Annotated in this window: 26 protein-coding genes; 6 read left to right on the top strand and 20 right to left on the bottom strand. The window is 74.0% G+C overall.

The window, feature by feature from the left end; translation table 11 throughout:
• Positions 1-30 precede the first annotated feature (30 nt).
• The 14 genes from G1H19_RS03475 to G1H19_RS03415 form a co-directional block, all read right to left on the bottom strand.
• Entirely contained in the window at positions 31-231 is a 201-nt protein-coding gene (locus tag G1H19_RS03475; protein ID WP_152730249.1) for a hypothetical protein, read from the bottom strand.
• Positions 232-374: 143 nt separating this feature from the next.
• A complete protein-coding gene (locus G1H19_RS03470; RefSeq protein ID WP_152730248.1) occupies positions 375-1,343 on the bottom strand; it encodes a helix-turn-helix transcriptional regulator in 969 nt (322 codons plus the stop codon).
• 27 nt (positions 1,344-1,370) lie between these two features.
• A complete protein-coding gene (locus G1H19_RS24365; protein WP_152730247.1) occupies positions 1,371-2,228 on the bottom strand; it encodes a M23 family metallopeptidase in 858 nt (285 codons plus the stop codon).
• Positions 2,225-2,377: a hypothetical protein gene (locus tag G1H19_RS22475; RefSeq protein ID WP_174278087.1), complete on the bottom strand. Its 153-nt coding sequence runs from the start codon at positions 2,375-2,377 to the stop codon at positions 2,225-2,227. The genes G1H19_RS24365 and G1H19_RS22475 overlap by 4 nt, the downstream gene beginning before the upstream one ends.
• A gap of 81 nt (positions 2,378-2,458) precedes the next feature.
• Positions 2,459-4,183: an ABC transporter ATP-binding protein gene (locus G1H19_RS03460; protein ID WP_152730246.1), complete on the bottom strand. Its 1,725-nt coding sequence runs from the start codon at positions 4,181-4,183 to the stop codon at positions 2,459-2,461.
• Positions 4,180-4,356 (bottom strand): hypothetical protein, encoded by a 177-nt coding sequence (locus G1H19_RS03455; RefSeq protein WP_162393317.1) that lies wholly within the window; start codon positions 4,354-4,356, stop codon positions 4,180-4,182. Before G1H19_RS03455 ends, G1H19_RS03460 begins: the two co-directional genes overlap by 4 nt.
• Positions 4,350-5,105 (bottom strand): class I SAM-dependent methyltransferase, encoded by a 756-nt coding sequence (locus G1H19_RS03450; RefSeq protein ID WP_152730245.1) that lies wholly within the window; start codon positions 5,103-5,105, stop codon positions 4,350-4,352. Before G1H19_RS03450 ends, G1H19_RS03455 begins: the two co-directional genes overlap by 7 nt.
• Complete coding sequence (locus tag G1H19_RS03445; protein WP_152730244.1) at positions 5,102-5,683, bottom strand: hypothetical protein; 582 nt, start codon at positions 5,681-5,683, stop codon at positions 5,102-5,104. Before G1H19_RS03445 ends, G1H19_RS03450 begins: the two co-directional genes overlap by 4 nt.
• Positions 5,680-6,690, bottom strand: coding sequence for an alpha/beta hydrolase (locus G1H19_RS03440; RefSeq protein WP_152730243.1), 1,011 nt, complete (start codon positions 6,688-6,690; stop codon positions 5,680-5,682). The genes G1H19_RS03445 and G1H19_RS03440 overlap by 4 nt, the downstream gene beginning before the upstream one ends.
• Positions 6,687-7,532, bottom strand: a complete 846-nt coding sequence (locus G1H19_RS03435; protein ID WP_152730242.1) for a hypothetical protein — start codon at positions 7,530-7,532, stop codon at positions 6,687-6,689. Before G1H19_RS03435 ends, G1H19_RS03440 begins: the two co-directional genes overlap by 4 nt.
• Before the next feature lie 108 nt (positions 7,533-7,640).
• Positions 7,641-7,835 carry a hypothetical protein gene (locus tag G1H19_RS03430; protein WP_152730241.1) on the bottom strand — a complete coding sequence of 65 codons (195 nt, stop codon included), beginning with the start codon at positions 7,833-7,835 and terminating at the stop codon, positions 7,641-7,643.
• Between the two features lie 82 nt (positions 7,836-7,917).
• The gene (locus G1H19_RS03425) at positions 7,918-8,127 is read right to left on the bottom strand and encodes a hypothetical protein (RefSeq protein WP_152730240.1); all 210 of its coding nucleotides are present in this window, start codon (positions 8,125-8,127) and stop codon (positions 7,918-7,920) included.
• A 302-nt stretch (positions 8,128-8,429) separates the two neighbouring features.
• Positions 8,430-9,272: a M23 family metallopeptidase gene (locus G1H19_RS24360; RefSeq protein ID WP_152730239.1), complete on the bottom strand. Its 843-nt coding sequence runs from the start codon at positions 9,270-9,272 to the stop codon at positions 8,430-8,432.
• Positions 9,273-9,285: 13 nt separating this feature from the next.
• Entirely contained in the window at positions 9,286-11,586 is a 2,301-nt protein-coding gene (locus tag G1H19_RS03415) for a (Fe-S)-binding protein (protein ID WP_162393318.1), read from the bottom strand.
• A gap of 478 nt (positions 11,587-12,064) precedes the next feature.
• Between G1H19_RS03415 and dnaK the strand changes: the two genes are divergently transcribed.
• The 5 genes from dnaK to G1H19_RS03390 all read left to right on the top strand — a co-directional run bounded on the left by dnaK (position 12,065) and on the right by G1H19_RS03390 (position 16,914).
• Positions 12,065-13,930 carry a molecular chaperone DnaK gene (dnaK, locus tag G1H19_RS03410; RefSeq protein WP_152730238.1) on the top strand — a complete coding sequence of 622 codons (1,866 nt, stop codon included), beginning with the start codon at positions 12,065-12,067 and terminating at the stop codon, positions 13,928-13,930.
• A gap of 88 nt (positions 13,931-14,018) precedes the next feature.
• Entirely contained in the window at positions 14,019-14,600 is a 582-nt protein-coding gene (gene grpE, locus G1H19_RS03405) for a nucleotide exchange factor GrpE (RefSeq protein WP_235909809.1), read from the top strand.
• An 82-nt stretch (positions 14,601-14,682) separates the two neighbouring features.
• A complete protein-coding gene (gene dnaJ, locus G1H19_RS03400) occupies positions 14,683-15,891 on the top strand; it encodes a molecular chaperone DnaJ (protein ID WP_152730236.1) in 1,209 nt (402 codons plus the stop codon).
• A complete protein-coding gene (locus G1H19_RS03395; protein WP_174278086.1) occupies positions 15,888-16,331 on the top strand; it encodes a heat shock protein transcriptional repressor HspR in 444 nt (147 codons plus the stop codon). The genes dnaJ and G1H19_RS03395 overlap by 4 nt, the downstream gene beginning before the upstream one ends.
• Before the next feature lie 58 nt (positions 16,332-16,389).
• Positions 16,390-16,914: a MarR family winged helix-turn-helix transcriptional regulator gene (locus tag G1H19_RS03390; protein ID WP_162393185.1), complete on the top strand. Its 525-nt coding sequence runs from the start codon at positions 16,390-16,392 to the stop codon at positions 16,912-16,914.
• A 206-nt stretch (positions 16,915-17,120) separates the two neighbouring features.
• On the opposite strand, the gene G1H19_RS03385 is transcribed toward G1H19_RS03390, so the two are convergent.
• The 4 genes from G1H19_RS03385 to aceB form a co-directional block, all read right to left on the bottom strand.
• Positions 17,121-18,527 carry a heterodisulfide reductase-related iron-sulfur binding cluster gene (locus G1H19_RS03385; protein ID WP_152730235.1) on the bottom strand — a complete coding sequence of 469 codons (1,407 nt, stop codon included), beginning with the start codon at positions 18,525-18,527 and terminating at the stop codon, positions 17,121-17,123.
• On the bottom strand, positions 18,527-19,816 hold the full coding sequence (locus G1H19_RS03380) for an FAD-binding oxidoreductase (protein ID WP_152730234.1): 1,290 nt from the start codon (positions 19,814-19,816) through the stop codon (positions 18,527-18,529). Before G1H19_RS03380 ends, G1H19_RS03385 begins: the two co-directional genes overlap by 1 nt.
• On the bottom strand, positions 19,816-21,372 hold the full coding sequence (locus G1H19_RS03375; RefSeq protein WP_202925947.1) for an FAD-linked oxidase C-terminal domain-containing protein: 1,557 nt from the start codon (positions 21,370-21,372) through the stop codon (positions 19,816-19,818). Before G1H19_RS03375 ends, G1H19_RS03380 begins: the two co-directional genes overlap by 1 nt.
• Positions 21,373-21,455: 83 nt before the next feature.
• Complete coding sequence (gene aceB / locus G1H19_RS03370; RefSeq protein ID WP_152730233.1) at positions 21,456-23,057, bottom strand: malate synthase A; 1,602 nt, start codon at positions 23,055-23,057, stop codon at positions 21,456-21,458.
• Positions 23,058-23,202: 145 nt separating this feature from the next.
• Here aceB and G1H19_RS03365 point away from each other — a divergent pair, with 145 nt between their 5' ends.
• Positions 23,203-23,976, top strand: coding sequence for an IclR family transcriptional regulator (locus tag G1H19_RS03365; RefSeq protein WP_322099369.1), 774 nt, complete (start codon positions 23,203-23,205; stop codon positions 23,974-23,976).
• A 3-nt stretch (positions 23,977-23,979) separates the two neighbouring features.
• Here G1H19_RS03365 and G1H19_RS03360 read toward each other — a convergent pair whose 3' ends face one another.
• Together G1H19_RS03360 and G1H19_RS03355 are read right to left on the bottom strand one after the other, a co-directional pair.
• Positions 23,980-25,734 (bottom strand): putative alpha/beta hydrolase, encoded by a 1,755-nt coding sequence (locus G1H19_RS03360; RefSeq protein WP_152730231.1) that lies wholly within the window; start codon positions 25,732-25,734, stop codon positions 23,980-23,982.
• Positions 25,734-26,664 (bottom strand): hypothetical protein (locus tag G1H19_RS03355; RefSeq protein ID WP_163638783.1); only part of this gene is annotated, 931 nt, incomplete at its 5' end. The genes G1H19_RS03360 and G1H19_RS03355, both read right to left, overlap by 1 nt.

Below are 26,664 nucleotides of genomic sequence, written 5' to 3'. Positions count from 1 at the left end.
GACGGTGTGCCCGGACCGTTCCAGGCATCCTCAGAGCCAGCACACCAGGCACAGCTGCCTGGCCGGCGCGAGACGCGGCGCGGCGGGCGGCACACCCGGCGCGGCCGGGGCCGCGCTGGTGACCACCGCCGCGCTGGAGGAGTGCTGCGCGGTCTCCGGGCGCAGCTCCCCGGTCAGGCCCAGCACCCCGGCGCCCAGCCCGCTCACCAGCAGCATCGCCGTCCTGCTCATCGAACCCGTCCTCCTCGTCCGTCCCGGCCGCCGGCCGGGCCCCTCGCCCCAGGTGGAGCTCCCGACGGCCCCAGTCTCAGTGGGGCTGCCGGGTGCTGCCAGCGGGAGGACCTGGGATGTCCGGATCCGGACACGCCCCGTGCTCAGAGCCAGCCGTGCTCGATGGCGCGCAGGCCGGCCTGGAAACGGCTGGTGGCGCCCAGGTGCTTCAGGATCGAGGACACGTAGCGCCGGAACGTGCGGTCGGTGACGCCCAGCCTGCTGGCCGCGACCTCGTCGGTGACCCCGGAGCTCATCAGGTGCAGCACCCGGCGTTCCAGCGGCGTCGGCGGTCGCACCCCGGGCACCGCCGCCGACGGAGCCTCGTCCAGCGGGCTGGCGTTGTCGAACAGGGTGTCCGCCAGCCGGTGCAGGCGGCGCACCAGCGTGGGGTCGGTGGTGAACACGGCCCCCGCCGCGAGGGAGGCGTTGTCCACCGGCACCACCGCCTCCCGGGCGTCGGCGACCACCAGGCGGTGCGGGACCCCGCCGGCGACGCGGATCTCCGCGCCCACCGCGGCCAGCGCGGCGGCGTAGGTGCGCAGCTGCGGACTGGACGCGGCCTCGGCGGAGTACACGACGCGCACCCGGACGCCGCGGGCCACCAGCTCCAGGTCCGAGGCCAGGTGCGCGTCCAGCGCCGGCCCCTCGGGGACGGCCCCGGCGTGCAGTGAGACCAGTTCCTCGCCGACCTCGCGGCCCAGCCGCTGCAGCCGCTCGGTCAGCTCCGCCCGGTCGGCGACGGTCACCGACGTCCCGGACGGCCCGCGCTGCTGCTCCAGGCTGCCGGAGAGCGCCAGCCGGGCACGCAGCAGCCGCTGCGCCGCGGCCGTGCCGGGTGCCTCGGCCAGCCGGCGCAGCGTCGCGGTGCTGCCCAGCCCGACGAGTGCCGCACCGTCCGGGCCGGTGGTGAGCCGGGCCAGCCCGAGCTGCACCAGCGAGGTGAGCGCCGCCGGGCCCCCGGGCGCGGTGGCCAGCGAGCGCTGCAGCGCCCCGGCCTCGAGCTCCCCGGCGCTGAGCAGCCGTTCGAACAGCTGGACCGTCGAGGGCGTCAGCTCGTGCAGGGCGGCCACGCGGGCCAGTGTGCACCGCCCGGTGGACTAGAAGTCCAGCTCGGCCCGGTCCGGGGGCAGCGGGACGGCGCGGCCGTCGAGCAGAAAGTGGAACGGCAGGCCGTGGGCGGATCGCGGGTCGGGCCCGGACATGGCCTGCAGGTGCAGGTGCGGCTGGCTGGAGTTGCCGGAGTTCCCGCACCGGCCGAGCACGGCACCGGCCGGTACGCGCTGCCCGGGTGCGACGGTGGCCGACCCTCGCTGCACGTGGGCCAGCAGGACGTGCACCCCGTCCGCACCGCGCACCACCACGTGGTTGCCGACCACGCGGCGGATCCCGCCGAGGCTGCGCAGGGCCGCCTCCACCAGCAGGTACGCCGCCCCGGTCAGCCCGCAGCGGGCCCGGTGGTCGCGCATCCCGTCGACCACTGTGACCACCTCGCCGTCCACCGGGCTCAGCAGCGGTGCGCCGAAGGTGACGAAGCGCTCGGGCCGGGCGAACGGCCCGCCCCCGGGGTGGTCGAGGTCCTCGCTGCGGGCGAGGTCCACGGCGTAGGTCTGCGCGTAGGTGTGCAGTCCGTGGCTGGGCACCGCGCTGGTCGGGCTGTTCAGCGCGGTCCACCGGCCGGCCGCGACCGGGGCCAGGCCGGTGGAGGTCAGGCCCGCGGCGGGCGGCCGGCGTCCGGACAGCCTGTCGGTCAGCCCGGCACCCAGCAGGTACGACCCCGGGGCGCCCAGCGCCAGGACCGCGGCCGTCCGCCAGGCGGCGTCGGGCAGCAGCAGGGCCGCCACCACCGCGGCCACGAGCAGCAGCGCCCCGACGGCCGGCCGGCCGGGCCCGGTGCCCGCGCTGGGCACCGGGACGTCCACCGCGGGCGTCGTCATCTGGTCCCGCGCCGTGGTCACGGGGTGACCTGACGCAGCTTGACCAGTGCCTCCAGGGCCGCGCTGTAGAGCTGGATGCTGTCCCGGTTGAACGAGCGCATGGCCGTGCGCAGCTCCTGGAAGGCGCTGCTGATGGCGTCGTCCAGGTCGGCGGTGTCGATGGTGGGCACGTGCTTCCTCCTCGGTGGTGTCCTGCGGTCGCCGCTCGACGGAGCGGCCGGATCGGTGGAGCGGGCCGGTCGGTGGGCTGGTCAGCCGGCGAGTGCGACCGGGCTCAGCTGCTGGTCGGCCAGCCGCCGGTACAGTTCGTCGTCGTCCATCAGCCGGGCGTGCGGGCCCTGTGCCCGCAGCCGGCCGCCCTCCATGACCAGGATGTGGTCGGCGCTCATGGCGGTGGACATGCGGTGCGCGACGGTGATCACCTGGCAGCGGTCGCCGAGTGACGTGACGGTCTCCCGCAGCGCCCGTTCGCTGTCGGAGTCCAGCTGGGAGGTGGCTTCGTCCAGCAGCAGCACGCTGGGCCGGGTCAGCAGCGCACGGGCCACGGCCAGCCGCTGCCGCTGGCCACCGGACAGGCCGACGCCGGCCTCGCCGAGGCGGGTGTCCAGCCCGTCGGGCAGCGCCGCGACGACGTCCTCCAGGTGGGCGGCGCGGACGGCGTCCCGGACCTGCTCGTCGTCGGCGTCCGGGCAGGCGTAGACCAGGTTCTCCCGGAGCGTGCCGCGCATCAGCGGGCAGTCCTGCTCGACGAGGGCGATCCGCGACCGCCACTGCGCGAGCGACACGTCCCCGGCGTCCTGGCCGAGCAGCCGGACGCTGCCCTGGTCGGGGGCCATGAACCGCTCGACCAGCTGGAACACCGTGGACTTGCCCGCCCCGGAGGGCCCGACGACGGCGGTCACCCCGGTGGCCGGCAGGGTGAAGGACACCCCGTCGACGGCCGGGGTCGCGGCGCCCTCGTACCGGAACCCGACGTCGCGGAACTCGACGGCCGGCGCGCCGGCCCGGGGGTGGCCGGCGATCGCGGTACGGCCGTCGTCCTCCTCCTGCTCGAGGTCGGCGAGCTCGACCACCCGCGCGATGGCCGCCCGGCCCTGCTGCACCTCGCCCAGCCCCATGAAGAAGAGCACCAGCGGGGACACCAGGTAGAACAGGTACATCACGAACGCGGTGAGGTCGGCCAGCTGCAGCGTGCCGGTCGCCGTCCGGGCGATGCCCCAGGTGATGACCACGGCGAGGGACAGCTGGGTGCCGACGTTGATCGCCGGCAGGAACATCGCCGACAGCCGGGTCACCCGGATGCCGCTGCGCCGGGCGTTGCCGGCCAGCTCAGCGAGGTGCTCGCCCTCCCGGTCCTCGGCGCGCGAGGCCTTCACGGTGGTGAGCGCCCCGAGCACCCGCAGCAGGCCGGACCCGTAGGCGCTGGTGTCCTCGCGGTTGCAGGTGGCGGCCCGGCGCACCGCCCCGGCCAGCAGCAGCCCGGCCCCGGCCGCGAGGCCCAGGCAAGCCAGCGCCGCCAGCAGCAGCCGCCAGTCGATCCAGGCCATGGCCACCACGCAGCCGACCACGGTGAACGCGGAGGTGACCATCTGGGCCACCGACGAGGACAGCGCGAGGCGGGCCAGCGAGGTGTCGGCCAGGGTCCTGTTCATCACGTCGCCGTGCTCCAGGCGCCGGAACGCCTCCAGCCGGGAGCGCAGCAACCGGCCGGTCAGCGTGGTGCGCATGTCCAGCACCATGTTCTCGCCGGCCAGGCCGATCAGGTACACGTTCAGGGTGGCCAGCACGGCGTCGGCCACGAACAGCAGGGCGATGCCGACCACCGGGCCGGTCGCTGACTCCCCGGCGCTCACGTTCGCGATGAGCCGGCCGAGCAGCACCGGCTGCAGCAGCATCGCCGCCGTCCCGGCCAGGCCGACCAGCACCCCGGCGGCGAGCAGGCCCTTCTGCCGGGCGGCGACGGCCCGGATCCTCATGACCGCTCCTGTCCGCCCAGCCCCGCGGCGAGCACCACGGCGACGCCGAGCGCACCCAGCACGGCCGTCACCGGCACGGCACCGCTGGACTCGTCCCGGAGGACGACGGCCAGCACGGGCAGGGCGAAGAAGAACGCGACCACGAACGAGGTCGAGCGTCGGCGGGTCAGCACGGCAGTCCTCCAGTGCGGTCGGTGGGGGCAGCACCGCTCCCGGCGCGGCAGCGGTACCAGTCGTAGGGCTCGTGCGGGCCGGCCGGCTCGACGTGCACGTCGGTGAAGCCGGCCTCGGCGAGCAGGGCACGCACCTCGTCGGGTGCGATCAGCAGGACCTGCTCGCTGAAGTGCACGGACGGTGCGTCGAGCGGGTCGACGGTGGTCCCGGTGGTGAGCCGGTCGCCGTCGACGTCCACGGTGCAGGTGGCGGTGCCCGCAGGGTCCTCGGTGGGGATGGTGACCGGGCCCAGGTCGGCCAGCTGCCGGTACAGCGGCACCGAGTAGAGGTCGAAGCAGAAGGCCGCACCCGGCTCGAGCACCTGCCGGACGTGGGCCAGTGCCGCGCCGAGCTCGGCGCGGGACCGGACGCAGGCCAGTGACCCCAGCGTGGCGTACGCCGCCTGGAAGCGGCCGGTGAGCGGGAGCCGGTGGCGGACGTCGGCCTCCACCAGGTCCAGATTCGCGGGCAGCTCCTTGGCCCGCAGCCGGGCCAGCATGGCCGGTGAGTTGTCCAGGCCGACCACGCGCTCGGCCAGTGCTGCCACCGGCAGGGCCACCCGGCCGGTGCCGACCCCGAGCTCCAGCACCCGCGCACCGGTGACGGCCGGGCGCAGCCGTTCCAGGGTGGGGCCGACCGGTATGTTCCGGGAGATGAACCAGTCGTAGACCGAGGCCACCTCGGGCCCGTACTGCACGTCGGCGGTCATGCCGCACCCCGCAGCCGGGCCGCGGTGGCGCCGTCGCCGGCGACCGGCCGGTAGTCGAAGACCATGTCGTACTTGGGGTCCTCGCTGTGGTCGTAGCCGGCGTAGCGGACCAGCAGCACCTGGAACAGCGGGTAGCCCGGCTCGGGGGTGAGCCGGTACCGCACGAAGTCGCAGATCAGGTCCCGGGCGGCGGCGGCGGCCGTGGCGCCCTTCGCCGTCTTCTCCGGGCCGTTCACCAGGGCGGCGGCGACGTCGAAGACGGCCTTCTCCGTGCGCCGTCCGGGGAACCAGAAGGCGTGCGTCAGCTGGCGGGGGGCGCTGGTGAAGACCTCGCGCCACTCGGTGTGCTCGGTGAGGTCGGCCGAGGCCAGCCGGTAGAGGAAGTGCTGGTCCTCCACGGCCGGGTTCGGCGCGAAGAACCGCCAGTTGGGGATGAGCACGCCGGTGCCCGTCCGGTCCAGGCGGCGGACCCGGTCGTAGCTGCGGTCGGGGTGCTGGCCCAGCACGCTGGCCACGAACCAGCCGGCGAAGACGGCGGGCACTGCGTGCTGCAGCACGGTGCTGCGGGTGAGCGTCACGATCGACCTCCGACGGGGGTGAGGGGACGGCGGGCACGGCTCGCCCGGTCCAGCAGGGCGGTGATCTCGGCCGCGGTGGCCGCGGCCGGGGCTGCCGCGCCGAGGATCGACAGGTGGTCGCTGCCCGGCACCGTGCGCACGTGACCCCCGGAGCCGCTGGCGACGTACTCGTCGTAGAGGTCGCGGTGCTCGGGGGTGCCCTGCAGCGTCGACTCGGCGGCGGCCACCACCACCGGGACGTCGAGCTGCTGGAGTTCGCGCCCGCCGTCGACCATGAACGCGTAGGCGTAGGCCCACTCCCGCCGCGCCGCGCGCCAGGTCGACGACGCGGACACCTCCAGGCGCAGCGCCCGCCGGTGCGGGTTGTCCGCGGCGTAGGCGAACAGGTTGCGCTTGTCCAGCAGCAGGCCGCAGCCCAGCACCGCCGAGCCCGGGCCGAGCCGGAGGGTCAGGTCCATGCCGCGCGAGCCCGAGCGCTGGGCCATCGAGTGGTGCAGCTCGCGCGGGTGCGTGGGGTCGACCAGGACGACGCCGTGCACCCGGCCGGGCATGCCGGCCGCCGTCCGGTGGGCCAGGTAGCCGCCCATCGAGTGGCCGGCGAGGACCGTCGTCCCCGCCGGGTCCGAGGCCTCGGCTACCACCTCGGCGAGGTCGCCCACGGACTCCTGGAAGCAGTACCGCTCGGGGCACCGGCGCAGCGACCGCCGGTAGCCGGCGCGGTCGACCAGCACCACGGTCGTGCCGGCGTCGACGTGGTCGGCGACGAGCAACCAGGCCGACGAGGTGTTCATCAGACCGGCCTCGCAGACCACGGTCCCGCCGCCGGGCCGGCCGCGGCGCACGTGGTAGGAGACGAGGTTGCCGCTGCCGCAGCGGCGCTCGTGCCGCTCGAACCCCGGGTGGTCGGCGAGGTGCCGCACCGAGGCGTAGGCGTGGTGCACGAGGCCGGCGCCGAGGCTGCCGGCCAGGCCCAGGGCGGTGAGCGCGGGGAACGTGGCCGCGGTCATGCCGACGCCCCCGTCCGCCGGGCGAGGGCCCGGGCCGCCGGGTAGGTGGCGAGGAACGCCCAGGCGAAGCGGGACAGCCCCATGAACCGCGCGTTGGCCAGGTGGAACAGGCCCATGGTGGCCAGGCCGGCCTCGATGAACCGCCCCCGCCCGAGCAGCAGCAGCGGGAAGCCGCACTCCATCGCCAGCACGCTGTGGCACAGCAGGCGGGCCGCGGCAGGGTGCCGGTCCAGCTGCTCGAACAGCCACCGGTCGCCGTAGGTCTGGGTACGCATGATGCCGCGCAGGGCCTCCCCGGACCGCCACGCGTCACCGGGCAGCTTGGCCCAGCCGGACGCGCCGTAGGAGAGCACGGTCTGGGCGCCGATGAACTGCACCGCGGCCCAGCGTGTCGCGTCGCTGCCCCCGGCCCGGCCCAGCGTGGCCGCGGACTGCACGAGGAACGAGACCTGGTCCGAGCCGTCGGTGCCGAACAGGTGCCGCGGGTAGAGCACCAGCTGCGTTCCGACCAGCCAGGCGTTGGCCAGCAGCCGGGACCGGTTGCTCCGGCGCGGCGCGACGAGCACCCCGGCGGCGACGACCCGCGAGGCGTGCAGCGCCTGGGTGACCGGTTCCCGCGCCACGAGGTCGCGGACGGCCTGGCCGAGGCGGGTCTTGGACCGCACCTGCTCTCGGGTGTGCTCCCACCCGTTCAGCCCACCGGGCCGGCGGTCCTCCGGGCGGACCATGTACTCCACGCTGGAGAGCAGGTGGGTCACGGCCGACAGTCGCTCGGCGGTGCTCAGGGGTTGGTCGAATGCGGTGCGGGCAGCGGTGAGGGCCGGCTGCAACACGGTCGTCACGTCGTCTCTCCTGCTCTTCGGTGCCGGCGGCCGCCGTCGGCCGCGAGGGAGGGGCTGCGGGTGCGGGGGTGGTGGGTCCCCGTGGTGTCGGGGACCCACCACCGGGGGTCACTTCTGCGCGGTCTTGACCGCCACACCCACACCGGCCGCGCCGGTGAGGATGGCGCTGGCCTTGGCGCCGGCCACGACGCCGGCGGCGAAGGCGGCCGGCGTGGCCATCACCGGCGAGGCGGTGAGGACCGGGATGCCGGGGGAGAGGGACCGGCGGAGGGACGGCTCTGCGTTGACCTTGTTCAGCAACATCTGTGGGCTCCTGTGTCTGACCGTGCGGGAGGGGGGTGCCGGTGCCCGGCGGGTCGCCGGCCCGGCGGTGGCGTGACCGGGGTCAGCCGGTGGCGACCTTGTAGGCGACGTAGGCCGCACCGGTCACCGCGCCCGCGCCGACGACGGCACCGGCCGCCTTCGCCGCGCCCGCGGCACCGATGGCGGCGAACGCCGCCGGGGTGGCCATGACCGGCACGAGGGTGCCGGTGGCCGTTGCGGGGGAGAGTGCGGCGCTCAGGGCCGGCTCCGCGTTCACCTTGTCCAGCAACATGTGTCCTTCTCCGTCTCCGAGTCGGGGTCCGTCGCGACCGTTGCGGTCACCTCGACTGTGGACGGGGACACACCCCACGGACAACGCGGACGGCGGTCGACGTCCGGATCCGGACACGGCCGTCCGTCGGTGTCCGGTCCCGGACACCGACGGAGCGCGCGGGGTCGGCGGGTGTGCGCCCGGGCAGCTCCGGCGGGCTGACGCACCCGGCGCCGGGCGCCGGTGAGCCCGGCGCCGTCGGGCCTCTGGAGTGCCCGGCGCGGTGTGCCGGTGGGTCCCGCGGAGCGACCGGTGCGGTGGTGTCAGAAGTCGCCGGTGACCCCGTTGGCCGGCAGCTCGGCCACGCCCGAGGCGCCGTCGACGTGGAAGGCCACGCCGGTCGCCCGCCGCGGGTCCGGGCCGTCCATCGCCTGGACGTGCACGTGCGGCTGGGTGGTGTTGCCAGAGTTGCCGCAGCGGCCCAGCGGGTCGCCGAGGCCGACCTGGTCGCCCGGTCGGACGGTGACGCTGCCGCGCTGCAGGTGGGCCACCAGCACGTGCGGTGACCCGGCTCCGCGGCGCCCCCAGGCGGGCAGTGCCCCCGTCTCCTCGTCGGTCGCGCGGACGATGACGTGGTTGCCGAGGACCCGGTCCATCCCTGCGACCGAGCGCAGCATCGACTCCGGCAAGAAGAGGGCGAAGCCGAGCAGCCCGCGGCGGTTGCGGTGGTCGCGCCGGCCGTCGCGGGCGCGCACGACGGTGCCGGCGACCGGGCTGCAGACCGGCGTCCCGAACGAGCCGAAGTCCTCGGGCCGGCTCAGGGCCGGGCCCGGGCGCCGGAGGTCACCCTCGGCGAGCAGGTCCACGGCGTAGGTCTGGGCGAAGGCGTGCGTGCCGTGGCTGGGCACCTTGCTGGTGGGGCTGTTCAGCGCCTCCCAGCGCCCGCGCACCACGGGGCCGATGACCAGCGGCGGCCGCTGCCGGTCCGCCGCCGGCGGGCGCTGCAGCAGCGGGATCGACGGCGAGACCAGCAGGTAGACGCCGGGGACGAGCAGCGCCGCCACCACGGCCAGCTCCCACCCCGCGTCGTCGTCGACCAGCACGGCGACCAGGAGCCCGGCGGCCGCCAGCGCCAGTCCGAGGGGGATGCGCAGGAAGGGGGACACGGGCCCCGACCCCTCAGTGCTCGGTGAGCGGGGAGCCGGCACCGGCCGGGTCGTCGGGCTCGGTGCCGACGCCGGGGCCGGACCCGGTCCCGGGCGTGCCGACTCCTGCCATGGAGCGCAGCAGGATCTGGCTGACGTCCAGGACCTCGACGTGCTCGCTGGCCTCGCCCTTCTGCTGCTTGCTGGTCACCGCGTCGCTGAGCATCGTGATGCAGAACGGGCAGGCGGTGGAGATGACGTCCGGGTTCAGCTCGAGGGCCTCCTCGGTGCGGTTCACGTTGATCCGCGACCCGATCTTCTCCTCCATCCACATCCGGGCACCGCCGGCGCCGCAGCAGAAACCGCGGTCCTTGCAGCGGTGCATCTCCTGCGTGCGCAGGCCCTTGACGGAGTCCAGGATCTCCCGCGGGGGCGTGTAGACCTTGTTGTGCCGGCCCAGGAAGCAGGGGTCGTGGTAGGTCACCTTGCGGTCGATCGGGGTGACCGGGGTGAGCCGGCCCTCCTCGATCAGCTGACCCAGCAGCTGCGTGTGGTGCACGACGTCGTAGTCGCCGCCGACCTGCGGGTACTCGCGGTTGAGCGAGTTGAAGCAGTGCGGGCAGGTGGCCACGATCTTGCGGCGGCCGGGCTCGCGGCCCTCGAAGACGGTGTTCAGCGTCTCGACGTTCTCCATGGCGAGCTGCTGGAACACGAACTCGTTGCCCATCCGGCGGGCCGGGTCGCCCGAGCAGGTCTCGCCCGAGCCGAGGACGGCGAACTCGACGCCGGCCATGTGCAGCAGCTCGGCGACGGCCTTGGTGACCTTCTTGGCGCGGTCGTCGATGGCGCCGGCGCAGCCGACCCAGAACAGGTACTCGACGTCGTCGTCGATCTCGCCCTCGACCTTGCGGACGGGGAAGTCCAGGTCCTTCATCCAGTCCTCGCGGGCGCTGCCGCCCACACCCCACGGGTTGCCCCGGTTCTCCAGGTTGCGCAGCATCACGCCGGCCTCAGAGGGGAAGTTGGACTCGATCAGCACCTGGAAGCGGCGCATGTCCATGATGTGGTCGACGTGCTCGATGTCCACCGGGCACTGCTCGACGCAGGCGCCGCAGCTGGTGCAGCTCCACAGCACGTCGGGGTCGATGACCCCGCCCTCCTCCAGCGTGCCGACCAGCGGCCGCTCGGCCTGCGCGTCGTTGGTGCCCTGGATGCGGGAGAACCCGGAGTACCAGGTCTGCTCGGCCGACGGCTGCTCCGGCTGCATCGTGGACTCACCGCCGGCGTCCTCGCCCTTGCCGTCGCCCACGGTGCGGGCGCCGACCAGGTACGGGGCCTTGGCGTAGAGGTGGTCCCGCAGGTCCATCACGACCATCTTGGGCGACAGCGGCTTGCCGGTGTTCCACGCCGGGCACTGGCTCTGGCACCGACCGCACTCCGTGCAGGTCGTGAAGTCGAGCATGCCCTTCCAGGTGAAGTCCTCGATCTTGCCGCGGCCGAAGACGGCGTCCTCGTCGGGGTCCTCGAAGTCGATCGGCTTGCCACCGGAGGTCATCGGCTGCAGCGGGCCGAGCGCCGGGGCGCCGGCGGCCTCGCGCTTGAAGTAGATGTTGAAGAAGGCGCTGAACCGGTGCCAGGCCACGCCCATGGTGAGCGTGCGCGAGATGACGATCAGCCAGGCCAGGCTGACCACGATCTTGACGAAGGCGATGACGCTGACCAGGTCGGCGTTGTCCGGGAACAGGTTCGACAGGGCCGTGGACACCGGGTGCGACCAGCTCGGCGCGTCGTCGATGCCGCTGGCGATCTTGGCCGCGCGGATCGACAGGATGCAGAGCCCGATCACCAGGACGACGGCCTCGACGAAGTAGCCGCGACCCTGGTTGGAGCCGGTGAACCGCCCGTTGCGCCCGGTGCGGCGCGGGTGGTCCTGCTGGCGCCGGATGATCAGGTAGACGATCCCGAGCACCGTGCCCAGGCCGATGAGGTCGACGAACAGGTTCCAGACGCCCCAGTTGCCGATCAGCGGCAGGTGGAACTCGGGGTGGAAGACCTCGCCGAACGCCTCGACCAGGGTGAGGAACAGCCCGTAGAAGCCGACCATCACGAACCAGTGCGCCGCACCGATGGCCGACCACTTGAGCATCCGGGTGTGCCCGAGCGACTCGACCGCGAGGGTCTTCAGCCGGGTGCCGACCGGGCCGGAGCGGCTGCTGTCGGGTTGGCCGGTCTTGATGACGGCCAGCATCTTGCGCACCGCCAGGGTGGCCATGGCGGTCGCGACGACGAGCAGCAGCACGCACAACGTGCCCAGGACGATCTGCAGGGGACCCACGGTGTTCCTCTCGACTGGCAGCGCGCTGGGGGTTCGCGCACACACCTCCCGCGCACCCTAGCTACCGGACCAGCAGGTTACTCACCGGTAACCACCTCGTGCCGGGCACTTCCTGTGAGGCGCGCCGCACCGCCCGGTTCCGGTACGTCGCCCGGGGTCCTCGTGAGCGTCGCCCGGGGGTCTCGCGGCCGGCGGCGGTGGGTCCGGTGGGGGCTGACAGCGGGTGACCTGGGGGCCGGCGGCTGGGCAGGCCGCGCGAGCAAGAAACCAGAGATGTGACCGCGATCTCAGCCCACGGCACGGACCCGGGGAACACGGTTTCAGGGCATGCCGTTACGGTGGGCAGGAAAGTTGAGCGCGGTCGGCGCAAGGCGCCCTGGGGACAGGGTCGCAGTGCCCCGGGACCCCAGGGGAGTGCCCCCGGCCGCCCAGCTCCCCGGCCAGCACCACCACGCACACGGAAGAGAGGCCATCACCCATGGCACGAGCAGTCGGCATCGACCTCGGCACCACCAACTCCGTCGTCGCCGTCCTGGAGGGCGGTGAGCCGACGGTCATCGCCAACTCCGAGGGCTCCCGCACCACGCCCTCGGTCGTGGCCTTCGCCAAGAACGGTGAGGTGCTCACCGGCCAGTCGGCGAAGAACCAGGCCGTCACCAACGTCGACCGCACGATCCGCAGCGTCAAGCGCGAGATCGGCACGACGTGGAAGACCGACGCCATCGACGGCAAGCAGTACACCCCGCAGGAGATCAGCGCCCGCATCCTGCAGAAGCTCAAGCGCGACGCCGAGACCTACCTGGGCGAGCCCGTCACCGACGCCGTCATCACGGTGCCGGCGTACTTCGAGGACGCGCAGCGCCAGGCCACCAAGGAGGCCGGTGAGATCGCCGGCCTGAACGTCCTGCGCATCGTCAACGAGCCCACCGCCGCGGCGCTGGCCTACGGCCTGGACAAGGGCGAGACCGAGCAGACCATCCTGGTGTTCGACCTCGGTGGCGGCACGTTCGACGTCAGCCTGCTGGAGATCGGCGACGGCGTCATCGAGGTCAAGGCGACCGCCGGTGACAACCGTCTCGGTGGCGACGACTGGGACCAGAAGGTCATGGACCACCTGGTCAAGACCTTCAACGCCGCCAACGGCATCGACCTGTCGAAGGACAAGCTGGCCCTGCAGCGGCTGCGCGAGGCCGCCGAGAAGGCCAAGATCGAGCTGTCCGGCGCGCAGTCGACCAACATCAACCTGCCGTACATCACCGCCGGTGCCGACGGCCCGCTGCACCTGGACGTCACGCTCACCCGCGCGGAGTTCCAGCGGCTGACCCAGGACCTGCTGGACCGGGCCAAGGCCCCGTTCAACCAGGCCGTCCGGGACGCCGGCATCACCGTCGGGCAGATCGACCACGTCGTCCTCGTCGGTGGCTCCACCCGGATGCCCGCCGTGTCCGACCTGGTCCGCGAGCTCACCGGGGGCAAGGAGCCCAACAAGGGCGTCAACCCCGACGAGGTCGTCGCCGTGGGTGCCGCGCTGCAGGCCGGTGTGCTCCGCGGCGAGGTCAAGGACGTCCTGCTGCTCGACGTCACCCCGCTCTCCCTGGGCATCGAGACCAAGGGCGGGATCATGACCAAGCTGATCGAGCGCAACACCACGATCCCGACGAAGCGCTCGGAGATCTTCACGACGGCCGACGACAACCAGCCGTCCGTGCAGATCCAGGTCTTCCAGGGCGAGCGCGAGATGGCCGCCTACAACAAGAAGCTCGGCATGTTCGAGCTGACCGGTCTGCCGCCGGCGCCCCGCGGCGTCCCGCAGATCGAGGTGGCCTTCGACATCGACGCCAACGGCATCGTCCACGTCCACGCCAAGGACCTCGGCACGGGCAAGGAGCAGTCGATGACGATCACCGGCGGGTCGGCCCTCCCGAAGGACGACATCGAGCGGATGATGAAGGACGCCGAGGCGCACGCCGAGGAGGACAAGCGCCGCCGCGACGAGGCCGAGACCCGCAACCTGGCCGAGTCGCTGCAGTACCAGACCGAGAAGTTCCTCGCGGAGAACGGCGAGAAGATCCCCGAGGACAAGAAGACGGAGCTGGGTGAGGCGCTCGGCGTCCTGCGCGGTGCCCTCGGTGGCTCGGACATCGCCGCCATCAAGACGGCGCAGGAGAACGTCGCGCGGATCTCCCAGGAGGTCGGTGGCGCGCTCTACGCCCAGCAGGCCGACGCCGGCGCCGCCGGTGCCGCCCCCGGTGGGGCCGACGCACCGACGGGCTCGACGACGACGGGCAGCGACGACGACGTCGTCGACGCCGAGATCGTCGACGAGGACAACGACCGCAGGTGACCGCCCGGCCGGCCCGGCCCGCACCCCGTGAGGGGACGGGCCGGGCCGGCCACGGCACTCCCTCGCTGAGCACCTGACAGGAGAGCAGATGAGCGAGCAGGACATCCCGGCCGAGGGCGACGAGCTCCCCACCGCCGGGACCGAGGACGACGGCGCCCGCCAGCTGGCCGAGCGCACGGAGGACCTGCAGCGGGTGTCGGCCGAGTACGCCAACTACCGGCGGCGCGTCGAGCGCGACCGCGTGCTGGTGCTCGACCAGGCCGCCGAGCGGTTCGCCGCCCAGCTGATCCCGGTCGTCGACGACATCGAGCGGGCCCGGGAGCACGGTGACCTCACCGGTGCGTTCAAGGTCGTCGCCGACCGCGTGCTGGGCCTGCTGGACGGGCTGGGCGTGGAGGGCTTCGGCGCCCCCGGCGACCCGTTCGACCCGGCGTTCCACGAGGCCGTCATGCACGGCACCTCGCCCGACGTCCAGGTCCCGACCGCGACGACGGTGCTCCGGCAGGGGTTCCGGCGCGGGGACCGGGTGCTGCGCCCGGCGATGGTCGGCGTGAGCGACCCGGAGTCCCCGGCGGCGGCGGCGGAGCCGGCCCCGTCGGTCGACGGCCAGCCCCCCGTGGCCGCGGCGACGGACGAGCCGGCGGACGCCGGCCCGGCCGGCACGAGCTGAGCAGCTCCGCCGCACCGGACAGGCCGGTGGCCGGCCCCCGGGCCGGCCACCGTCATCCCACGACCACGAGAGGGGGCGCCCGATGAGCACCCGGGACTTCATCGAGAAGGACTACTACGCCGCGTTGGGCGTCGCCAAGGACGCCGACGCGGCGACCATCAAGAAGGCCTACCGCGCGCTCGCCCGTGACCTGCACCCGGACAAGAACCCGGACAACGCGGCCGCCGAGGCGCGCTTCAAGGACGTGTCGGAGGCCTACGACGTCCTGTCCGACGCCAAGCGGCGCGCCGAGTACGACGAGGCGCGCCGGCTGTTCGGCTCCGGCGGCTTCCGCCCGGGCGGCGCCGGCGGCTTCCCCGGCGGTGCGGCAGGTGGCGGCCAGCCCTTCGACCTCGGCGACCTGTTCACCCAGGCCGGTGCCGGCGGCCGGGCGGGTGGCGCCGGCGGCATCGGTGACATCTTCGGCGGGCTGTTCGGCGGCGGTGCCGCGGGCGGCCCGCGCGGCCGGAGCCAGGCGGCGTCCGGCCCGGCCCGCGGCCAGGACGTCGAGACCGAGGCGACGCTCTCCTTCGACGAGGCCGCGCTCGGGGTGACCGTCCCGCTGCGGATGGAGAGCCCCGGCACCTGCCCGACCTGCCACGGCAACGGCGCCCGCCCCGGCACCTCCCCGCGCACCTGCCCGGTGTGCCAGGGCGCCGGCGTGACCAGCCGCAGCCAGGGCGCGTTCGCCTTCTCCGAGCCGTGCCGCGAGTGCCGCGGCAGCGGGTCGGTGGTCGACGACCCGTGCCGCGACTGCAAGGGCAGCGGCGTGACCACGCAGACCCGCACCATCACGGTGCGCATCCCGGCCGGGGTGAAGGACGGGCAGCGGATCCGGCTGGGCGGCAAGGGCGCGCCCGGCCGTCGCGGTGGCCCGGCGGGCGACCTGTTCGTGGTCGTGCACGTCTCCGGCCACGACCTGTTCGAGCGCAAGGGCGACGACCTGCTGCTCACGGTCCCGGTGACGTACCCGGAGGCGGTGCTCGGCACCACCCTCACGGTGCCCACCCTGGACGGCGTCGTGTCGCTCAAGGTCCCGGCCGGGACGGCCAGCGGGCGCACCTTCCGGGTGCGCGGGCGCGGCGTCCAGGCGAAGTCGCACGCCGGTGACCTGCTGGTGACCGTCGAGGTCGCCGTGCCCTCCCGGTTGAGCCCCGCGGCCCGCGCGGCGGTCGAGGCGCTCGCCGCCGAGCTCGTCGACGACCCCCGGCCGGAGGTCACCGCAGCGGTCGTCGCAGGGACCCGGTCGTGACGGCCCCGGCCGACCGGTCGGCGCCGCGCAGCATCGCCGAGGACGCGCCGGTGTTCGTGATCTCCGTGGCCGCGGAGCTGGCCGGCATGCACGCGCAGACGCTGCGGCAGTACGACCGGCTCGGGCTGGTCAGCCCGGGCCGCACGGCCGGGGGCGGCCGGCGCTACAGCCCGCGCGACGTCGCGCTGCTCCGGGAGGTGCAGCGGCTCAGCCAGGAGGACGGCGTCAACCTGGCCGGCATCAAGCGCATCATCGAGCTGGAGTCGCAGGTGGAGGCGCTGCAGAGCCGGGTGCACGAGCTGCTGGACCAGCTCGAGCGGTCCGAGCACCTGCGGTTCGCCGCCGAGGCCGCCGTCCGGTCGGGGTACCACGGGGACCTGGTGCCACGGGTGGCGTCGAGCTCGGCACTCGTCGTCTGGCGGCCGCGCGCCGACCGGTGACCCCCACGGAACGGGGACGGCGCGGAACCTGTGAGGCCCACCGCACGTGGTAGAGGACGTGACCACCTCGACGACGGTCCCGGCCCGGGCGGCCTACGTGGACCTCGAACGCGAAGTCGCCCTGCTGCTGCGGCGGGCGCGGGCCATCACCACGCGCCTGGCCGGGGAGCTGCACCGCGGGCTGGACGGCGCCGCCTACGGCCTGCTGGTGCTGCTGGACGACTCCGGCCCGCTGCGGGCCAGCGACCTGGTGGCGAAGCTGGGCCTGGACAAGAGCACGGTCAGCCGCCAGGTCGCCTCGCTGGTGGCTGCCGGCCTCGTCGACCGCGCGCCCGACCCCGACGACGGCCGCGCCCACGTGCTGTCGACGTCACCCGAGGGCCACCGGCGGCTCAGCGAGATCCGGGACGCCCGGCGTGCCCGTTGGGAGGCCGACCTGTCGGACTGGCCGTCCTCCGACGTGGCCACCCTGGCCGAGCTGCTGGGCCGGCTGAACCGCCTCGGCGAGGCCCGGGAGCTGAAGGAGCGCGGTGTCCCCGACCCGGCGCACGCCCCGGGCGGGGCCCTGCACCGCGACCGGTAGGTCCCTGGCCGTGCGTGCAGCGGTCAGCCGGGCACCATCCAGTCCAGGACGGCGGTCGACTGCAGCACCACGATCACGCACGTGGCCAGCACGTGGTCGGCGGCGACGACCTGGGCGACGGCGAAGGGACCCCGGCGACCAGGGCCACCGGCTCCTCACCTCGTCGTGCGCAGGGACACCGGTGCCGGCCCGCGCGGGGGCCGCGCTCAGCGCTGGATGCCCAGCCCCCGGACGGGGATGCCGCGGATGGACGCGTCGAGCACCTCGACGGTGTGCGCCAGGCCGATGCGGGTGCCCTGGCGCTCCAGCGAGGACGCGACCTGCATGAGACAGCCCGGGTTGGCCGTGACGAGCAGCTCGGCGCCGGTGTCGGCGATCGTGCGTGCCTTGCGGTCGCCCAGCTCGCGGGCGGGCTCGGGGTTGAGCACGTTCCAGATGCCGGCCGAGCCGCAGCAGATCTCCGGGTCGGCGATCTCCCGCAGCTGCAGGCCCGGGATCTCCCGCAGCAGCGCGCGGGGCTGCGCGCGGACGCCCTGGGCGTGCGCCAGGTGGCAGGCGTCGTGGTAGGCGACGGTCATGTCGACCGGGTGCCGGGGGGCGACGGTGCCCAGCTCGGCGAGCAGCTCGGACACGTCGCGCACCGAGGCCGCGAAGCGGGCCGCCCGCTCGGCGTAGGCGGGGTCGTCGGCCAGCAGGTCGGCGTACTCCTTCATGCTGGACCCGCAGCCGGCGGCGTTGACCACCACGGTCTGCACGCCGGCCCGCTCGAAGGCGTCCACGGTGGCCCGGGCGAAGCGCTCGGCCTCCTCCTGGCGGCCGTTGTGCACCGACAGCGCCCCGCAGCAGCCCTGCCGGCGGGGGATCAGCACGTCGCAGCCCTCGGCGGCGAGCACCCGGGCGGTGGCGGCGTTGACGGCGGGGAAGAACTCGCCCTGCACGCAGCCGGTGAGCATCCCGACGACGGCCCGCCGCTGGCCCACCGCCGGCACCCGCTCGGGCAGCTTCTCCCGCCTCTCCAGCGGCGGTGCCAGGGCCTCCATCGCGGCCAGGGTCGGGGCGAGCCGGTCCAGCACCTTGCTCCGCCGCAGCATGCCGGACAGCCCGCTGGCCTGGTAGGCGCGCAGCGGCCCGCGCATCGCCCGCAGGCGCCGCTTGTAGGGGAACAGCGCGAAGATCGCCGCGCGCAGCGCCCGCTGGCCGGCCGGGCGCTGGTGGTGCCGCTCGACCTGCACCCGGGTGGCCTCGATGAGCTCGTCGTACTGCACGCCGGACGGGCAGGCGGTCACGCAGGCCATGCAGCCCAGGCAGGCGTCGAAGTGCTGCACCATCGTGTCCGACAGCGGCGCGCCCTCCAGCCCGGCCTTCATCAGGTCGATCCGGCCGCGCGGGGAGTCCATCTCCTCGCCCCACAGCGTGTACGTGGGGCAGGTGGGCAGGCAGAACCCGCAGTGCACGCAGTCACCGATCAGCGCGGCCGACGGCGGGTGCTCGGTGTCGAACGCCGGACGCACCGCGGGCGTGCCCACCGGCACCGGCCCGTGCGCCTGGGCGCCGGTGCCCGGGGGCTCCTCGGGGGGCAGCTGCTGCCGGGTCTCCCCGGTGGAGTGGACCATCAGATGCCTCCCACGAACCGTCCGGGCGCCAGCCGGCGCTCCGGGTCGAACCGTTCCTTCACGCGGCGCATCAGGTCGATCGCCGGGACCGGGCCCCAGGTGTCCACCGCGGCCTCGACCTCCGGTGCGGCGTCCAGCACGACGAGCGCGCCGCCGGCCGCGGCGCAGGCCGCCCGCAGCGGGCCGAGGACGGCGGCCACGGCGTCCGGGCCGGCGGTGGCCGGCAGCGCGCCGTAGAGCACGCCCGCGCCGGCCGACCCGCGCCAGCTCAGCGTCGTCCCGGCGTCGGTCGCGGCCCGCCGGCCGGCGTCGAGCGCACCGGCCACCCCCGACAGCGCCACGGTCGCCTTGAGCGCGGTCGCGCGGCCGGTCACGCCGTCGTCGTCCCAGGGGTACCGGCCCCAGCCGGCCGGGGCGGTGCCGGCCGCGGTGCCGCCGCCGAGCAGGCCGGTCAGCGCGGCCGTCCGGGTCTCGACGCCCGCGGGGGTGCCCTCGAGCAGCACGCCGAGCGAACCCGCGCCACCATCGCCGTCGCCCGGCCAGTCGACCTCGACGGCGGCCGGGACGAGCTGGGAGTGCACCACGCGCTGGGCGAGCTCCTGGGCGCGCCCGGCCGAGTCGACGCCGACGGTGACCCACTGCCGCGCGGGGGCGACCGGGTGCAGCCGGAACACGGCCTCGGTGACCACGGCCAGCGTGCCGAACGAGCCGATGACCAGCTTGCCCAGGTCGTAGCCGGCCACGTTCTTCACCACCCGGCCACCGGCCCGGGCCACGACGCCGTCGGCCCGCACGACGGTGACGCCGATGAGCAGGTCGCGCGCGGTGCCCACGGCGAGCCGGCCCGGGCCGCTGCTGTTGGTGGCCAGGGTGCCGCCGATGCTGGACCCGGGCACCGGCTCGTCGAGCGCCAGCCGCTGCCCGGCGGTGCCCACGACCGCCTGGACGTCGGCGAGCAGCGCGCCGGCCTGGGTCTCGACGACGAGGTCGCCGGCGGCGTGGTCGAGCACCGCGGACATCCGGCTGAGGTCGACCACCAGGTCGGCCCGCTCCGGCGCCCGGCCCCACGTGCTCTTCGTGCCCCGGCCGCGCGGGACGACGGCGAGCTCGTGCCCGGCCGCGGCGCGCAGCACCTCGCCCACCTCGGCGGTGCTGGCCGGGCGGGCGACCAGGGAGGCGGGCACCCCGTCGACGGCGTCGGCCGCGGTCGCCTCCCGGACGTCGTCGCAGGCGCCGGACAGCGCGGTCCGGGCGGCGTCCAGGCTGACCGTGTCGCCGGTCGGGGCCATCAGAACGCGTCCGCCAGGCCCGCCTCGACCAGCGGGTGCGCGTGCTTCCTCTTCCCGGGCACCTCACCGCACAGCCGGGGCGTCGGGAAGAGCTTGCCGGGGTTGCTGATCCCGTCCGGGTCGAACGCGCAGCGCACCAGCTGCATGGTGTCCAGGTCGTCGTCGCTGAACATCCTCGGCATGTACGCGGCCTTGTCCACGCCGACGCCGTGCTCGCCGGTGATCGACCCACCGTGGTTGATGCAGAGGTCCAGGATCGCCCCGCTGACCTGCTCGGCGGCCTTGCCGGCTCCGGGCTGCGCGTCGTCGAAGAGCACCAGCGGGTGGAGGTTGCCGTCGCCGGCGTGGAACACGTTGGCCACCCGCACCCCGGAGGACGACGACAGCTCGGCGATCGCGCGCAGCACCTCGGGCAGCGCGGTCCGCGGGATGACGCCGTCCTGCACGATGTAGTCGGGGCTGATCCGGCCCACCGCGGCGAAGGCGCTCTTGCGGCCCTTCCAGATCAGGGCGCGCTCGGCGGCGTCGGTGGCCGGCCGCAGCTCGAAGGCGCCGTGCTCGGTGCAGAACCGCTCCACCTGCGCGTACTCGTGCTCCACCTCCACGGCGGCGCCGTCCAGCTCGATGACCAGCACCGCGCCGGCACCCGCGGGGTAGTCGCAGTGCACCGCGGCCTCGGCGGCCTCGATGGCCAGGGCGTCCATCATCTCGATGGCGGCCGGCACGATGCCCGCGCCGATGATCGCCGAGGTGGCCGCGCCGGCGTCGTCGGTGGAGCGGAAGCCGACCAGCAGCGTGCGCACCTCCTCCGGCAGTCGCACCAGCCGGACGACCGCCGTCGTCGCGATGCCGAGCGTGCCCTCCGAGCCGACGACCGTGCCGAGCAGGTCGTAGCCGGGGGAGTCCGGGGCCAGGCCGCCGAGGGCGACGACGTCGCCCTGCGGGGTGACCAGCTCCGCACCCAGCACGTGGTTGCTGGTGAACCCGTACTTCAGGCAGTGCGCGCCGCCGGAGTTCTCGGCGAGGTTGCCGCCGATGGAGCAGATCTGCTGGCTGCTCGGGTCGGGCGCGTAGTAGTAGCCCTCGCCCGTGACGGCCCTGGTGACGGCCAGGTTGATCACGCCGGGCTCGACGACGGCGCGCTGGTCGGCGCGGCGGACCTCGCGGATCGTGCGCATCCGGGAGGTCACCACCAGCACGCCGTCGGCCCGGGGGAGTGCCCCGCCGGACAGCCCCGTGCCGGAGCCGCGCGCCACGAACGGCACGCCGTGCGCGGCGCAGGCCCGCACCACGGCGGCCAGCTGCTCGGTGGTCTCCGGCAGCACCACCAGCGCGGGGGTGACCCGGTAGTGGGCCAGGCCGTCGCACTCGTAGGTGCGCAGCTGGGTGGGGTCGGACAGCACTCCGGTGACCGGCAGGACGGCGCGGGCCACGCGACCCACCGCCTCGATGCCCGCGCTGTGGCGGTGGGCATCGCCCGTGGCCGAGGTGGCCTCGGGCGGGGTGTCGCCCGGCACCGGGCCGGCCGTGGTCGTGGTGCCGTGCGTGACGCTCATGAGGTTCCGCCTTCGCTGCCGGACCTGCTGGGTGTGCGCCCGTCGGCGGCCCGGGAGCGGGTCCCGGCCGCCGGCGGGGTACGTCAGGGCATGCGCTCGTACGCCGGGACGGTGAGGAAGTCGTGGTACTCCTCGGAGAGGGCCATCTCGGTGAACAGCGCCCGGGCGTCGTCCCAGCGGCCACCGGCGAAGGCGTCGCCCCTGGCGTCGGCGATCACCGCCATCTCCTCCTCGATCAGCCGCTCGACCAGCTCGCGGGTGACGGCCTGCCCGTCGGCCAGCCGGACCTGGTTGTTCAGCCACTGCCACACCTGGCTGCGGGAGATCTCCGCGGTGGCGGCGTCCTCCATCAGGCCGTTGATGCCGGCCGCACCCGACCCGCGCAGCCACGACTCGACGTACTGGACGCCGACGCTGATGTTGGCCCGCAGGCCGGCCTCGGTGACCTCACCGGGCGTGGCCTTCACGTTCAGCAGGTCCGCGGCGGTGACGTGCACGTCCTCGCGCAGCTTGCCCAGCTGGTTCGGCTCGTCCCCGAGCACCTCGTCGAAGGCGTCCATCGCGGTCTGCACCATGCCGGGATGGGCCACCCAGGAGCCGTCGAAGCCGTCGCCGGCCTCGCGCGTCTTGTCCTCGGTGATCTTGTTGTACGCGAACTCGTTCTTCGCCGGGTCCTTGCTCGGGATGAACGCCGACATGCCGCCCATCGCGTGCGCGCCGCGCTTGTGGCAGGTGCGCACCAGCAGCTCGGTGTAGGCCCGCATGAACGGCACCGTCATGGTGATCGAGTTCCGGTCGGGCAGTGTGAAGTCCTCGCCCCGGGTGCGGAAGGTCTTGATCACGCTGAACAGGTAGTCCCAGCGGCCGGCGTTGAGGCCCGAGGAGTGCTCGCGCAGCTCGTAGAGGATCTCCTCCATCTCGAACGCGGCCGGGTAGGTCTCGATCAGGCAGGTCGCCCGGATGGTGCCGCGGGGGATGCCGAGGTGGTCCTGGGCCAGCAGGAACGCGTCGTTCCACAGCCGGGCCTCGAGGTGGCTCTCCATCTTCGGCAGGTAGAAGTAGGGGCCCTGGCCGCGGTCGATCTGCTTCTGCCCGCAGCTGACCAGGTAGAGCGCGAAGTCGACCAGGCTGCCGGACGCCGTCTCGCCGTCGACGGTGACGTGCTTCTCCGGCAGGTGCCAGCCGCGGGGCCGGACGATGATCGTCGGCAGTTCGTCGTCGGGCTTGAGCGTGTAGCTCTTCCCGGCGTCGTTGGTGAAGTCGATGGTGCGGTCGATCGAGTCCATCAGGTTCAGCGGGCCGTTCACGACGTTCTCCCACAGCGGGGAGTTGGCGTCCTCCTGGTCGGCCAGCCAGCACTTCGCGCCGGAGTTCAGCGCGTTGATGGTCATCTTGCGGTCCGTCGGGCCGGTCATCTCCACCCGGCGGTCGACCAGGCCGGGCGCGGGCTCGGCCACCCGCCACGAGTCGTCGTCCCGGATGTGGGCGGTGTCGGGCAGGAAGTCCAGGGTGCCGCCGGCGGCGAGTGCCCGGACGCGCTCCTGCCGGGCCTCCAGCCGCTCCCGGCGCCGGCCGCCGAGCTCCCGGTGCAGCAGCGCGATCAGCTCCAGCGCACGCGGTGAGAGGACCTCCTCGAACCGGGGGCCCATCGGGCCGGTGATCTCCACACCGTCGACCGTGCTCATCGTTCTCCCTCGTGTGCTCGCCGGTCGACGACCAGGCGATCTGGTGCGCTCCCACGATGCGGAAACGACTCGCTGATTGGTGGAAACCGTATCCTCCGTCACAACACCGGGCAACACCGCCGGGTCGTGCGCGTCAGGAGCAGTGGTGCCCGGAGGTGGCTCGGACGGGGTCCAGTCCCTGGAGCGTGCCTTCCTGCTGCTGGAGCTCATGGCCGAGGCCGGCGGCGAGGTGGCGCTGTCCCGGCTCGCGGCCGAGAGCGGCCTGCCGCTGTCGACGATCCACCGGCTGGTCCGCACCCTGGTGGCTCGCGGCTACGTGCGCCAGCTGCCCTCCCGGCGCTACGTGCTGGGCCCTCGGCTGGTCCACCTGGGCGAGAGCGCCGCGCGCCGGCTGAGCACCTGGGCCCAGCCGCACCTGAGCCGGCTGGTGGACTCCACCGGGGAGACCGCCAACCTCGCCATGCTGGACGGCGACCGGGTGGTCTACGTCGCCCAGGTGCCCTCCCGGCACTCGATGCGGATGTTCACCGAGGTCGGCCGGCGGGTGCACCTGCACTGCACCGGCGTCGGGAAGGTGCTGCTGGCCCAGCTGCCTCCGGCAACGGCGCGCGAGCTGCTGGTGCGCGGCGGCATGCCGGCCCGCACGCCCGCCACGGTCACCGACCCCGACCGGTTGCTGGCCCAGCTGCCGGGCATCGCCGGCCAGGGGCACGCAGTGGACGACGGCGAGCAGGAGACCGGGGTGCGCTGCGTCGCCGTCCCCGTGCCCGGGGGGCCGCTGATGACCGCGCTGTCGGTGAGCGGGCCGGAGGGGCGCGTCACCCTGGCGGACGTGCCCCGCATCGTCGCCCTGCTCAGCGAGGCGGCCGCCGCGCTGGCGGCCGAGCTGGGCGAGGAGGCCGGCGACCCGGTGCGCTGAGGGTCAGCGCGGCCAGGGCAGGCCGTGCACGTCGACGTCGGCGTCGACGTCCCAGTTGGTCACGAGGTCCTCGGTGATCTCCGGCAGCCGGACCAGGATCCGTTGCTCGGCGATCCGCTGGTCGATCGGCGAGGCGACGATCCGAGACACCGTGTCCGGGTCCTGGGCGATCAGCTCCTGGTAGCGGGGCAGCGCGTCGTGGGTGATGTAGTCCCAGCGGGATTCCCGGTCAGCGACGTTGAAGTCCGGCAGCGGGGTGGTCACCTCGGCGCTGAGCGTCGTGTCCACCAGCAGACCCGGGAACGTGACCGAGCCGCCGAAGTCCAGCGGTGAGTACTCGCCCGGGGTGCGGGTGCCCGGCACCGACGCCGAGCCGATGACGCTCATCCCGTAGGTGAACCCCTCGCCGACCAGCCCGTGGTGGTCGCGCATCTGCTTGTACTGCTTGTCGATGATCTGGTTCTGTTCGCGGTCGGAGAACTGGACGGTGGCGGCGGCGATCCGAGACGGGTCGCCGGACTCGATGCCGGACCAGGCCTGCTGGGTCTTCCGGTCGACCAGCCCGGCGGTGGCCATCGTGTCGATCCCGTCGGTGCCGTCGGCCAGGTACGCCTCGTGCATGCCGCCCTGGTCCATGAAGATGTGCTTCTGCATGGCCAGGAACTGGGTCTCGAACCACGCCAGCTCGCCGTCGCCGACATCGGCGAGCGCGGCCAGGGCGCGGACCTCGCTGGGCAGTGCCTCCCGCAACGGCTCCGGGAGCTCCTCGATCCGGTCGCCGACCTCCCGCGCCAGGTCGCGCAGCATGTCCAGGTCCTGGAAGCCGGCGGCGAACGTGGGGCCCACCATGTTGGCGAAGCCCAGCCACTGCAGTTCCGGGTGCTGGGCGAACAGGTCGCCGTAGTAGTCGTAGACGGCGTTGATGGTGCCCGGGTTGCCGTCCACGCCCAGGCCGGGATCCCAGGTGGCGAGGTCGATCCCGGCCCGGTCGGCGGCCAACACTGCGTAGTACTGCGCCAGCAGGGGCTTCATGTCCACCGCGGGCAGGCCGGCCGCCTCCGCAGCTTGCTTCAGCCGGCGCAACTGGTCCGCATCCAGCGGCAGCTGCGTGCTGGGCCCGCCGGCATGCAGGCCGTCCTCGTTGTCCAGCTCCGCGGCCAGCGCGTTCGGGCCCTCGTCGAGCTCCTCCAGGGCCACGTAGCCGAGGTCGGAGAGGCTCTTCGTGTAGCCGATCAGGGCGACCTCGTAGTCGACGACCAGCCCGGAGATCACCGCACCACGCGCCTGGACGGCGGCGACGGCGTCGGCGACGTACCCGGCCTCGACCGCGTCCCTGTCCTCCGGAGGCAGCTGTCGGCCGAGACCGGAGAGAAAGGAGTTGTACGCCGCGATGACCGCGTTCACGTCGCCGACGAGCCCCTCCAGCTCGAGCTGCGCGGCATCGGTGCCCCGGTCGAGGTCGGCGGCGACGCTGTCCAGGATGCGGGCGATCTGGGTCAGTTCCTCCGGGCTGCTCTGCAGCGAGCGGGCCTGAGCCTGGAAGTCCACCGGGGACGAGCCGTCCACGGTGTAGCCCTCAGCGACGTACTCGTCGGCCCGGCTCTGGCTGGCCCGGGCGTCGTCGGCGTCGCCGGCGGCGGACCAGAACGCGGTGGCCAGCGTCTGGATCTGGGCCGGGTCGCCACTGGCCAGCTTCTCGGTCAGCGCCCACGGGTCGATGCCGGCGGCGGCGGTCAGCGACGCCTGGTCGAACGGCATCAGCCGAAGGTGAGCTGGTAGCGGACAGACCCGGCGTGCGGGCCGGCCTGGCCCAGGGTCATGTCGACTCTCACGTCGATGGAGACGCCGGGTGCGACCGGGCGGTCCCAGGACCGCTGGACGCGCTCGCCGGAGGAGCCGGGGGAGCCCCAGGGGTTGGGTGTGCCGCTCGCCGAGGGAGTGAGGGTGGCGGTGACCTCGGCCGGGTCGATCCCGAGCAGGGCGGCGGAGGCCTCCAGGCGCTGGCGGGTCTCGGCCTCACTGCCGAACTGGTGGACCTCGGCGGAGGTGGGGGGGCCGTCCGGTCCGGTGGCCCAGGCCCCGAGGTCGTCCGCGACCCAGCTGAGCTCACCGGTCGGCAGGGTGACGTCGATGACGAACACGTCGCCGGGGCGGGTGGGCACCAGTGCCGAGCGGTAGCCGGGCAGGAAGGCCAGGGCTTCCCGGTCGGGTGGGCTGGTGAGGTCCAGCGGCATCCGGCCGTCGACGAGGACCCGGTCGATCGCGGGGTTGTGGTAGACGTCCACCTCGAACTCGTAGAGCACCTGCACGCTGTCGGCGAAGGAGCGCAGCTGCACCTGGGCGGACAGCCAGTCGTCGACGAACCCGTACAGCACCCCGGCCTGGGGCACGGGTGCGTTGCCGCTGACCGACAGGCCCGGGGTGACCCGGGTGATGTCGGCGGGGTCCAGACCGAGCAGCGGGGCGTCGGCGAGCAGGCTGGCGGTCACGTCCTCACCGAGGGCGAACTGGCGGTTGATCGAGAAGAACTTGGGCTCCCGCGGGCCGTCGCCGTAGCTGTCGACACCGCCGGCGCCGTCGGTGTCGATCGAGACGATCCCTGCCGGGATCTGCAGGGTGCCGGTCGGCAGCTGCACCGTGACGGCGAAGTCTTCCTCGTCGGCCTGGTAGGCCTTGAAGTTTCTCTCC

Source organism: Goekera deserti (assembly GCF_010685995.1).
Lineage (GTDB): Bacteria > Actinomycetota > Actinomycetes > Mycobacteriales > Geodermatophilaceae > Goekera > Goekera deserti.
This window is presented reverse-complemented; position numbering and strand designations above follow the sequence as displayed.

Bases quoted from the DNA above. Each gene is read 5' to 3' on its own strand.
- G1H19_RS03380 (WP_152730234.1), bottom strand. From the start codon at position 19,816: ATGGCCCCGACCGGCGACACGGTCAGCCTGGACGCCGCCCGGACCGCG.
- grpE (WP_235909809.1), top strand. From the start codon at position 14,019: ATGAGCGAGCAGGACATCCCGGCCGAGGGCGACGAGCTCCCCACCGCC.
- G1H19_RS03475 (WP_152730249.1), bottom strand. From the start codon at position 231: ATGAGCAGGACGGCGATGCTGCTGGTGAGCGGGCTGGGCGCCGGGGTG.
- G1H19_RS03430 (WP_152730241.1), bottom strand. From the start codon at position 7,835: ATGTTGCTGAACAAGGTCAACGCAGAGCCGTCCCTCCGCCGGTCCCTC.
- dnaK (WP_152730238.1), top strand. From the start codon at position 12,065: ATGGCACGAGCAGTCGGCATCGACCTCGGCACCACCAACTCCGTCGTC.
- G1H19_RS03360 (WP_152730231.1), bottom strand. From the start codon at position 25,734: ATGCCGTTCGACCAGGCGTCGCTGACCGCCGCCGCCGGCATCGACCCG.
- G1H19_RS03425 (WP_152730240.1), bottom strand. From the start codon at position 8,127: ATGTTGCTGGACAAGGTGAACGCGGAGCCGGCCCTGAGCGCCGCACTC.
- aceB (WP_152730233.1), bottom strand. From the start codon at position 23,057: ATGAGCACGGTCGACGGTGTGGAGATCACCGGCCCGATGGGCCCCCGG.
- dnaJ (WP_152730236.1), top strand. From the start codon at position 14,683: ATGAGCACCCGGGACTTCATCGAGAAGGACTACTACGCCGCGTTGGGC.
- G1H19_RS03450 (WP_152730245.1), bottom strand. From the start codon at position 5,105: ATGACCGCCGACGTGCAGTACGGGCCCGAGGTGGCCTCGGTCTACGAC.
- G1H19_RS03460 (WP_152730246.1), bottom strand. From the start codon at position 4,183: ATGAGGATCCGGGCCGTCGCCGCCCGGCAGAAGGGCCTGCTCGCCGCC.
- G1H19_RS03385 (WP_152730235.1), bottom strand. From the start codon at position 18,527: ATGGTCCACTCCACCGGGGAGACCCGGCAGCAGCTGCCCCCCGAGGAG.
- G1H19_RS03440 (WP_152730243.1), bottom strand. From the start codon at position 6,690: ATGACCGCGGCCACGTTCCCCGCGCTCACCGCCCTGGGCCTGGCCGGC.
- G1H19_RS03375 (WP_202925947.1), bottom strand. From the start codon at position 21,372: ATGAGCGTCACGCACGGCACCACGACCACGGCCGGCCCGGTGCCGGGC.